Source organism: Streptomyces longispororuber, from assembly GCF_024448165.1.
Lineage (GTDB): Bacteria > Actinomycetota > Actinomycetes > Streptomycetales > Streptomycetaceae > Streptomyces > Streptomyces longispororuber_A.
This window is the reverse complement of the sequence record NZ_JAMOLN010000130.1, coordinates 23,136-30,342: the sequence shown is the minus strand read 5'-3', so window position 1 is coordinate 30,342 and position 7,207 is coordinate 23,136. Positions and strand designations below refer to the sequence as shown.

The 7,207-nt window shown below is 70.3% G+C and carries 7 protein-coding genes; 6 read left to right on the top strand and 1 reads right to left on the bottom strand.

The genetic code is table 11. The features are described from left to right. Positions 1–4: 4 nt before the first annotated feature. The 3 genes from M4J07_RS30745 to M4J07_RS30735 are packed head-to-tail and all read left to right on the top strand — an operon-like array spanning position 5 to position 2,604. Positions 5–1,489 (top strand): APC family permease, encoded by a 1,485-nt coding sequence (locus tag M4J07_RS30745; RefSeq protein WP_255977039.1) that lies wholly within the window; start codon positions 5–7, stop codon positions 1,487–1,489. Positions 1,490–1,519: 30 nt separating this feature from the next. Continuing rightward, entirely contained in the window at positions 1,520–1,969 is a 450-nt protein-coding gene (locus tag M4J07_RS30740; RefSeq protein WP_255977033.1) for an SRPBCC family protein, read from the top strand. A gap of 32 nt (positions 1,970–2,001) precedes the next feature. Next, entirely contained in the window at positions 2,002–2,604 is a 603-nt protein-coding gene (locus M4J07_RS30735) for a hypothetical protein (protein WP_255977031.1), read from the top strand. A 22-nt stretch (positions 2,605–2,626) separates the two neighbouring features. Here M4J07_RS30735 and M4J07_RS30730 read toward each other — a convergent pair whose 3' ends face one another. Continuing rightward, the gene (locus tag M4J07_RS30730; RefSeq protein ID WP_255977030.1) at positions 2,627–3,802 is read right to left on the bottom strand and encodes an ROK family transcriptional regulator; all 1,176 of its coding nucleotides are present in this window, start codon (positions 3,800–3,802) and stop codon (positions 2,627–2,629) included. A 159-nt stretch (positions 3,803–3,961) separates the two neighbouring features. Here M4J07_RS30730 and M4J07_RS30725 point away from each other — a divergent pair, with 159 nt between their 5' ends. Genes M4J07_RS30725 through M4J07_RS30715 form a run of 3 tightly spaced genes read left to right on the top strand, consistent with a single transcriptional unit; the run spans position 3,962 to position 7,199 of the window. Beyond that, complete coding sequence (locus M4J07_RS30725; protein WP_255977029.1) at positions 3,962–4,909, top strand: carbohydrate ABC transporter permease; 948 nt, start codon at positions 3,962–3,964, stop codon at positions 4,907–4,909. Positions 4,910–4,927: 18 nt separating this feature from the next. After that, the gene (locus M4J07_RS30720) at positions 4,928–5,848 is read left to right on the top strand and encodes a carbohydrate ABC transporter permease (protein ID WP_255977028.1); all 921 of its coding nucleotides are present in this window, start codon (positions 4,928–4,930) and stop codon (positions 5,846–5,848) included. A 10-nt stretch (positions 5,849–5,858) separates the two neighbouring features. After that, the gene (locus M4J07_RS30715) at positions 5,859–7,199 is read left to right on the top strand and encodes an ABC transporter substrate-binding protein (RefSeq protein ID WP_255977027.1); all 1,341 of its coding nucleotides are present in this window, start codon (positions 5,859–5,861) and stop codon (positions 7,197–7,199) included. Positions 7,200–7,207 lie beyond the last annotated feature (8 nt).

Here is a 7,207-nt window from a genome sequence, read left to right as displayed (position 1 = left end):
CAACCTGACCTCCTCGGCGCCCCTCGCCCCGGACACCGCCCCCGGTCTGCAACGCAGCCTCAAGCGGTTCGACATCACCGCCATGGCGATCGCCGCCGTGATCTCCTTCGACACCGTCGGCCAGATCGCCACCGGCGGCGGCGAGGCCGCCACCTGGACCGCGGTCATCGCCCTGTTCTTCCTCATCCCCTACGCCCTGCTGTTCGCGGAGACCGGTGCCGCGTTCCCGCAGGAGGGCGGCCCGTACGTGTGGGTCAAACTAGCCCTGGGCCGGCCGGCGGCCGCGCTCACCACGCTCTTCTACTGGGTGACCAACCCGATCTGGCTGGGCGGTTCGCTGGTCTTCCTCGCCGCAGAGACCTGGGACGGCTTCGTCTTCCACCTCGGCTCCGGCACGTTCGCCGACTACGCGTTCAAGCTGCTGTTCGTGTGGGCGGCCATCCTCACGGCCGTCGTCTCCCTGCGGCGCGGCAAGTGGATCACCACGGCCGGTGCGCTGGTGAAGGTCCTCTGCCTCGTGCTGTTCACCCTGACGGCCGTGCTGTACGGCATCGAGCACGGCTTCCAGGGCCTGACCGACACCCGGTTCAGCCCGACCACGGCCGGCTTCCTCGCACTCGTCCCGATCCTGCTCTTCGCCTACGTCGGCTTCGAGGCGCCCAACGCCGCCGGTGAGGAGATGCACGACCCGCAGCGCGACGTGCCCGCCGCGCTCGGCCGTTCCGCGGCCGTCGCCGCCTGCTGCTACCTGCTGCCCGTCCTCGCGCTCCTGACCGTGGTCCCGGCCCAGAAGGTGACCGGCATCGGCGGCTTCATGGAAGGCGCCCGCCTGGTCTTCGGCGTCTACGGCGGCGCGGCCGGACCGCTGCTCACCCTCACCGCGGTCATGTTCGTCTTCGCGCTCCTCACCCAGGGCAGCGCCTGGATGATCGTCAGCGACCGGATGCAGGCCATGGCCGCCGCCGACGGCGGGTTCTTCTCCCGCTCGCTGGGCGCCTTCCACCCCGGGCTCGGCACACCCGTGCGGACCAATCTGCTTTCCGGCGCGGTCGCCACCGTGTTCATGCTGGCGGCGATGCGGCTCGCCGACGGTGACGCGGCCGCCGTCTTCGCGGTCGTCCTCACGGTGGCCGTCACCACGCTGCTCCTGTCGTACCTGGTGGTCGTCCCCGCCCTGGTGCTGCTCCGGCTGCGCCGCCCCGAGGTCCCGCGCCCGTTCCGGGTGCCCTTCGGGACGCGCGGGTTCCTGGTCTGCGCGGCGGCGGTCTACGCCTGGATCGTGATCGGCTCCTGGTCCGCGCTGTTCCCCGGCGTGCTGGAGGGCCTGGTGGGCATCGGCTACGACTTCCACGACGTGTGGGGCGTGTCCCGCGGCGCCTTCGAGGCCTTCACGCTGGGCACCGTCGCCGTGCTGCTGCTCGTCGGCGCCGCCGGGATGGCGGTCGCCCGCCGGGAGCGGCTGCGGTTGCCGGAGGCGCAGCGAGGCTGAACGCTGGTGCCGAGAAGGAGCGTGATCGCCGTGGCCCGCAACCGCAGACTGATCCTGAGCCCGCCCGACGAGGTGTGGCGGCTGCTGTGCGACGGCCACCGGTACCGGGAGTGGGTCACCGGTAACCAGGAGGTGCTCGCCGTGGACCCGGACTGGCCCGCGGTGGGCACCACCCTGCGGTTCCGGGTCGGGTTCGGCCCGGTGACGACGGAGGACACCAGCGTCGTGCGGATCTGCGAGCCGCGGCACCGGCTGGAGCTGGAGGCGAAGGCGGAGCCGTTCGGCGCGGCCCGCGTCGCCATGAACCTGGTGCCGTGGGGCGAGCACACGCTCTTCGTCCTCGACTGGCATCCGCTGCGCGGTCCCGGCACGCGGATGCACGGTCTGCCCGTGGACTATCTGGTCAAGGTCCGCAACGGCATGATGCTCACCAAACTGGCCCGGATCGCGGTGGCCGAGCGCGAGCGCGTGCCCGTGTGAGACCGCCTGAGGGCCGGTGGCACAATCGCCGGGTGCTGATCGAGGGATACGACGGCGGCCCGCTGGGCGCCGGTGAGTCGTTGCCGGCCCGACCGGGATTCTGGTCGAACCACCTGGCGGAGGCCTGTACCGGGACAGCGGACGGCGCGCCGTTTCGTCCGGAGTGGTTCGGGGAGGACGGCGCCGACGTCGATGCCATGACGGAGGCCCTCTTCGATCCCGAACGGTGGCCGGTGCTCCGGGTGTTGACCGCGGACGGCTCCGGGATCGCGATCGTCTTCCGGAACCAGCCGGGCGACTACGGCACGGACTACCTGCGCGTCCCGCCGGGCGGCCACGGCCCTGCCCAGCCGATCGCCGGCAGCGGGCTGACGTGGCCGGAGCTGATCGCCCTCGCCGACGCTCCCGGCCCCCGGGCGGCGGGGGTCGAGGCGCCGGCCGTCCGGCTTCTGCTGCTGATCCCCCTGCTCGACGATCTGGAGGTGCCGCAGGAGGCGGCCGTCCGGGTCGGCGCCGCGCTGACCGCGGTGGGGGTGGGCGGAGACGTCGCACCGAGCACGGCGATGCGCCTGCTCAGCGGGACGACGGGGAAGCCCTGGCACGATCCCGCGTGGGGCTCACCGCTCAGCAACTAGGGCTGTGGGTACCGGAGTCGGGTCAGCGGCCGGACCGCGGTCCGGCGGGCCCGAGCACCAGGACCTGGAGGGCGAGCACGGCCGCGCCGCGCGCCCAGTCGTGGAAGTCGGACACCTTCGTCTCCAGGTCGACCGGGTCGGCCCGTGGATGGCGGTTCGCGCGGATGGCGTCCTCGATCGCGGGGCCCGCCACGTCGACGAGGCCGACGCCCTCGCCCGCGAGCAGGATCTTCCGCGGCGCGGCGAAGTTCGCGATCTGCGCGACGAGCGTGCCCAGCGCCCTGGCCGCCTCGCCGATGACCCGGGCGGGCAGCGGATCGCCCTCGGCCGCGCGGGCGAGGATCTGCTCGTACGTGGCGTCCTCGCCGGTGGCGGCCCGCACCTGGTAGCGGATGCTCGGGATGGTGAGGAGCGAGACGGCGCTGCCGCGCGCGCCGTCGGGGGTCAGCGGGCCGTGCGGATCGACGATCCAGAACCGGCCGACCCCCAGCCCGTCCTCGGGCGTCTCCACCCGCCTGCCGCCGCTGACCAGGCCGTAGCCGAGGCCCGCGCCGATCGTGAGCACGGCGAACCGGTCCAGGTCCCGGCCCGCCCCGAACCAGCTCTCCGCCTCCACGAGGGCGCTCACGTCGTTGTCGACGACGGTGGGCAGCCCGGTGCGTTGGTGGACGAGCCGCCCGAGCGGCACGTCGCGCCAGCCGAGGAACGCCGACTCGTCGACGACGCAGCGGTCCTGAGCCCGTCCGCCCAGCCCGATGCCGACGCCGCAGAGCGAGGGGAAGTCACGCGCGAAGCCGTCCGTCAACACGCCGACGGCGGCGACGACCTGGTCCGGATCGCGGCCGGGCAGGGGCACGTCGCGGCAGGCGACGATGTCGCTCCTGAGGGTGGTGACGACACCGTAGACGGCGTCCTCGGTGATCTTGAATCCGGCGAAGGCGCGGGACTCCGCGACGACGTCGAGGGGCTGGGAGGGTCTGCCCTGCCGGGCCTCCTCGCGCGCGGCCGACCCGACCGGGGCCTCGACGAGCAGTCCCGACTCGATCAGCGGCTTGGTCAGCCGGGTGAGACTGCCCGCCGAGAGCCCACGCCGGCGCGCGAGTTCGCTGCGTGACAGCGGCCCGCGGGTGAGCACCTCCAGTGCCACGGCGCGCTCCGCCGGACTCAGCGGCAGCCAGGTGTCGGCCTGCGCGGTCATCGCCAATCCCTCATGATTTCTTCTGGTCCAAAACTAATGGGATCACCCTATGTCGCTGAAGGGTCCTCAGAAACAGCTCTGCACGCCTCTTGACGGTCAGAAACTTCTGACACAAAAGTAAATACTCCCGAGGACGAGCCGTAGACGAGGGAGTCTCCGATGACAGTCGCCTCCAGCAGCCCACCGACACGACTGCCCCTCGACGGTGGTGCGAAGGAGGCGGAACGCAGGCCGAGGCGCCCCCTCGGCGACGGGGCGCTCGCCGCGCTCTTCGTGGCCCCCGCCATGATCGGCTTCGCCGTCTTCCTGCTCTGGCCGACCCTGCGCGGCATCTGGCTGAGCTTCACCCGCTTCAATCTGCTCACCCCGCCGGAGTGGATCGGCCTGGCCAACTACGAGCGGATGATCAACGACCCCATCTTCTGGGGCTCGTTGAAGGTCACCGTCGAGTACGTCTTCATCAACATCGGGGTGCAGACGGTCGCCGCGCTCGCCATCGCCGTCCTGCTCCAGAGACTCACCCAGTCCTCGCTGCTGCGCGCCGTCGTCCTCACGCCGTACCTGATGTCCAACGTCGTCGCCGGCATCGTCTGGCTCTGGATGCTCGACACCCAGCTCGGCATCGGCAACGAGATCATCGCGGCGGTCGGCATCGACCGGATCCCGTTCCTCGCGGACGAGACCTGGGCGATCCCCACCATCGCGATGATCAACGTCTGGCGGCACGTCGGCTACACCGCGCTGCTCCTGTTCGCCGGACTCCAGGCGATACCCAACGACATGTACGAGGCGGCGCGCGTCGACGGCGCGAGCGAGTGGCGGATGTTCACCCGCATCACGATGCCGCTGCTCCGGCCGGTCCTCGCCGTGGTCCTGATCATGACCGTCATCGGTTCGTTCCAGGTCTTCGACACCGTGGCCGTGACCACGGCCGGAGGACCGGCCAACGCCACCAACGTGCTGCAGTACTACATCTACGGCTCGGCGTTCGGCCGCTTCCAGTTCGGCTACGCCTCCGCGATGTCCGTGGCCCTCCTGGTCGTGCTCAGCGTGATCACCGTCGTCCAGTACCGGATCACCCGCGCCGGCCAGACCGACCTCGGCTGAGGAGGAGGAGACACCGACATGGCCACCACCACCGCACCGACGGGCGCCCTGCGGCCCACCGCACGCCGCTTCTCCTTCGGCCGGGCCGTCGCCTGGACCGCGATGGGCGCGATCGTGCTCATCACCGTGCTGCCCTTCTACTGGGTGCTGCGCACCGCGCTGTCCTCCAATCCGGGCGTCGCCGCCGACCCGACCAACGTGCTGCCCGTCGACCTGACGACCGGCGGCTTCGAGCGGGCCCTCGGGCTCCAGTCGACGAAGGAGGCCGTCGCCCAGGGCGGCGCCGGCGGCGGACTCGACTTCTGGCGGTACCTGCTCAACTCGATCATCGTCTCGACGCTGATCACCACCTGCCAGATCCTGTTCTCCGCGATGGCCGCCTACGCGTTCGCGCGGCTGCGCTGGCGCGGCCGGAACACCGTCTTCACGCTGTTCCTCGGCGGACTGATGGTGCCGACGATCTTCACGCTGCTGCCGAACTTCGTGCTCGTGAAGGAACTCGGCCTGATCGACTCCCTGTTGGGGATCGCCCTGCCGACGATGTTCATGACGCCGTTCGCGGTCTTCTTCCTCCGCCAGTTCTTCATGAACATCCCGCGCGAGGTCGAGGAGGCGGCCCTCCTGGACGGCGCCGGCCGGATCCGGATCTTCTTCCGCGTCATGCTGCCGATGGCGTCCACGCCCATCGTCACCCTCGCCGTCCTCACGTACATCACGTCCTGGAACGACTACTTCTGGCCGCTGATGGTGTCGTACAGCGACAGCTCCCGCGTGCTCACCGTCGCCCTCGCGATGTTCCGGGCGCAGACCCCGCAGTCCGGCTTCGACTGGTCGGGGCTCATGGCGGCGACCCTCATCGCGGCCCTCCCGATGCTGGTGCTCTTCGGGGTGTTCGCGCGCCGGATCGTCAGCTCCATCAGCTTCACCGGAATCAAGTAGGAGGCACCGGATGCGATTCCGTACGCTCGCCGCGCTGGCCGGGGCGCTGACGCTGACCCTGACCGGCTGCGCCGGCGGCGACCCGGGCGGGTCGTCGTCGAGAACCGTGACGTACTGGCTGTGGGACGCCAACCAGCTGCCCGCGTACGAGGCCTGCGCGAAGGACTTCGAGAAGCAGAACCCGGACCTGGACGTGCAGTTCACCCAGCTCGGCTGGGAGGACTACTGGACCAAGCTCACCGCGGGCTTCATCTCCGGCACCCAGCCCGACGTCTTCACCAACCACATCCAGAAGTTCGGCCAGTTCGCCGAGCTGAAGGTGCTCGAACCGCTCGACGACCTCGGCATCGAGGACACGGACTACCAGCCGGGGCTCGCCTCGAACTGGGTCGCGCAGGACGGGCACCGCTACGGCGCCCCGAAGGACTGGGACACCGTCTCCCTCTTCTACAACAAGAAGATGGTCGACGACGCCGGCCTGTCCGCCGACGACCTCGGCGACCTGGAGTGGAACCCCCGCGACGGCGGCTCCTTCGAGAAGACCATCGCCCACCTCACCGTCGACAAGAACGGCCGGCGCGGCGACGAGAAGGGCTTCGACAAGAACAACGTCAAGGTCTACGGCCTCGCCACCAACGGAGCCGGGGACGGCGACGGCCAGACCCAGTGGAGCCCCTTCACCGGCTCGGCCGGCTGGTCCTACACGGACAAGAAGCGCTGGGGCAAGGAGTACCGGTACGACGACAAGACCTTCCAGTCCGTCATCGCGTGGTACTTCGGGCTCGCCAAGAAGGGCTACCTGGCCCCCTTCACCGACTGGAACTCCGGACTGAACCAGTCCAACGCCCAGTTCGCCGCGGGCCGCGCCGCCACCGCGTTCGACGGCGCCTGGATGATCTCGACCTACGCGGGCTTCAAGGGCATCGACTTCGGCACCGCCCGCAACCCCGTCGGGCCCACCGGCAAGCGCGCGACCATGATGAACGGCCTCGCCGACTCCGTCACCAAGGGCGCCCGCAACAAGGCGGGCGCCAAGAAGTGGGTTGCCTACCTGGCGTCCGACGCGTGCCAGGAGACCGTCGGGAAGTACGGCATCGTCTTCCCCGCGACACCGTCGGGCACCGACGCGGCCGTCGCCGCGTACAAGAAGAAGGGCATCGACGTGTCGTCCTTCACCACCCCGGTGGACGACCGCAAGGCATACCGCACCTTCTCCTTCCCGATCACCGACTACGCCGCCGACGTCTACGCCCTGATGCACCCCGCCATGCAGGACGTCTTCGGCAACGGAGCCTCGCCGAGCCGCCTCGACGAGACCAACGACCAGATCAACCTCCTGCTCGACCAGTAGTCACCGCA